This is a genomic window from Luteibacter yeojuensis (genome assembly GCF_000964085.1).
Taxonomy (GTDB): Bacteria; Pseudomonadota; Gammaproteobacteria; order Xanthomonadales; family Rhodanobacteraceae; genus Luteibacter; species Luteibacter yeojuensis_A.
In genome coordinates, this window is record NZ_JZRB01000089.1 from 1 (window position 1) to 2,462 (window position 2,462).

A 2,462-nucleotide genomic window follows, 5' to 3' on the forward strand; every position below is an offset into this window, starting at 1 on the left:
CGGGCAGGCAGGATGTGCCCAGTCCCGGTTCTCGTTGCCTCTCGCGCCGTCGGCGGTGCATTTGGACGACGATGCCGGGCTTTGGAAATCCCGGGTGACCCAATGGGCGGCATAAATATTAGCGAAACGCGTCATTGTACAATTGTATACGACCACCGACACGGTTGCTTGGTTCGTCGTCTTCCAAATGAAGCTCTGGCACTGTTGACCGCAAGCGGACAGACCAGGCGGAGCGCAGTCGTCCTGGCCGCGTCCTAGGGATGCGGCTTCGGGGCGCCGAGGTCGAGCAACGCGAGGAGCTGGCGACGCTGGTAAGGTTTTGAAAGCAGTATCGCGCCATCCGGGACGGCCAGTGACCCTTCCGCATGACGGCCGGTCACCACGATGACTGCCGTTGTCGGCCAGCGCTGGCGAACTTCGCGTGCAAGGCCCAGGCCTTCGGCCCGCACCTCGAGGTCGATGTCGGCAATCACTTCGTCGAAGCGCTCGCCGTCGAGTGCCTCCATGGCGAGTTGGAGCGTCGACGCCGGCGTTGCAACCCAGCCGGCCTTGCGAAGGACGTCACAGGTCACCTCGAGCAGCACCTCGTCGTCTTCAACGACCAGCGCGCGCCCGGCGTTTGCAGGGATGTCCGCGTTGCCTGTCACCAATGGCTGGTTTGGCACCTTCCCGGACATCACCTTGCGGCTGGCGGCCTCGACCATGGTCCGGATGGCGTTGCACCTTTCCCGCGCGTTGGCTTCTGACGCGAAAAAAAGGATGCGGTCTTGCTCGATGGACACCAGCGCCGAATCGAGTTCCCCGCGCGTGGCGGCCGCCTCAAGGATGAATGCATTTGTCCACTGTGCGGACGGCAGGGTACTGAGAAGGCCGACGATGGGCGCATCGTGGACAACATCGACCCTTGATTTGAGCGGCGGGACCTCGAAGCCGACAATGCGGGGAAAGTGACGTAGGGGCATGGGTCGCTACTCGCGGATGACCTGCCAGCTGCCGTCGGCACCTTCTTGCCTCACGGTGACGTCAAAGCCCTGCTCTTCGAGCATCCGGGCACGGTTGACCGCGCTCTCCATGGCCAGAAGACCATCGGGGTAGGACTCGCCGTCCATTCCGTCGACGGACACATGCCACGTGCGCGTGCCGTGGGCGGGATACATCACATAGATTCGAACCGGCGCCATCTCGTCTACTCATCCAGGCGGCGAGGCACGGGCCCCGCCGCGTTGCCAATACAGAGGTTCTCCGGGCCCAACGCGTGGCTGACTTCCGGCCGGTCGGAAACGTGCCGAAATGGAGGTCAACGCACGGTGAGGCCCGATAGACCTGCGCGGCTGCGCCTGCGGTCCAATGGCGTGCGAAAGTCGTTGCGACCGGTTCGCGCAGGACGAGGAAACGGTCAGCGGTCGTCTGGTCGCTTTCCAGATTCCGGCGGCCAATGGATGTCAGGCAGTCCCGCTGTCAGGGGTCTTGCAAAGTAAAATCCCTGCTGGAGGGGGATGCCAAGGTCCATGAGCGCGCGGCATTCGGCCTCCGTCTCCACGCCCTCGGCAATGACCGCCACGCCGAGTTCGGCGCACAGGGACACAAGATGCCGGACGATGCATTGGCGCTTGGGGTCGGCATTGATGTGGCGGATGAGAGCGATGTCGAGCTTCAAGAGGTCGGGCTGGAAGTCGGCAAGGAGGTTCATGCCCGCAAACCCCGCCCCAAAGTCATCAATGGCTGTGAGAAAGCCGTGGGCCTTGTAAGCCGAGAGGATGCCGACCAGATGATCGTGGTCGACGACTTCCTCGTGTTCGGTGACTTCGAAGATGACTCGGTTCAAGGGCCACCCCGCAGCCTTTGCTGCCGCAAACGTCGCCTGCAGGCAATGCTCGGGGTTGTAGACGGCATTGGGCAGGAAGTTGATCGACAACAGGGCCGGCGGCCCGACTTTTGCCGCTGTCTGGATGGCAACCACACGGCAGGCCTGGTCGAACGCGTAGCGTTCCGTGGGCGGCACCGTTGAGAGAATGTCATGGGCGGACTCACCCTGGATGCCACGCACCAACGCTTCGTGCGCGAACACTTGTCTTGTCCGGAGATTGACGATGGGCTGGAATGCCATCGTGAGCCTGGATGCGACGCTTGCCGCGTTGCCACAGGCCGTGCACTGCTCACCCATCCTTTTGCTCCGTCCTGGTCTGGACGAGGAGTCTAGCGCTCAGGGCAAGGGGGCTGTGTCGACGGCTGCCGTACGCGGCATCGGTGCATTGATTCGCCGGGGCGCTGGCAGGCCTGGAGCAGGGAGTGAAGCTGCTGTTGCGTGGGCCGCATCGATGGCGCAGGCCATCGCTTCGGAGTAGGCGGTAAACCGCCGCGCAATGAGACGGTGGTGAACAACCCCACCGTCCGAGCCGGAGATGACATAGGACGCTGCGTACCCCCGGCCGGGAAGAAGCTGGACGTCGACGTCGATGGTG

At 63.4% G+C, this 2,462-nt stretch carries 3 protein-coding genes; all 3 read right to left on the reverse strand.

Annotated features, from left to right (window positions below; genetic code table 11):
- Positions 1–254 precede the first annotated feature (254 nt).
- Positions 255–962 carry a response regulator gene (locus VI08_RS20205; protein WP_045831443.1) on the reverse strand — a complete coding sequence of 236 codons (708 nt, stop codon included), beginning with the start codon at positions 960–962 and terminating at the stop codon, positions 255–257.
- A gap of 6 nt (positions 963–968) precedes the next feature.
- On the reverse strand, positions 969–1,157 hold the full coding sequence (locus VI08_RS20210; RefSeq protein ID WP_232309607.1) for a hypothetical protein: 189 nt from the start codon (positions 1,155–1,157) through the stop codon (positions 969–971).
- 239 nt (positions 1,158–1,396) lie between these two features.
- Positions 1,397–2,164 (reverse strand): EAL domain-containing protein, encoded by a 768-nt coding sequence (locus VI08_RS20215; protein ID WP_045831445.1) that lies wholly within the window; start codon positions 2,162–2,164, stop codon positions 1,397–1,399.
- Positions 2,165–2,462 lie beyond the last annotated feature (298 nt).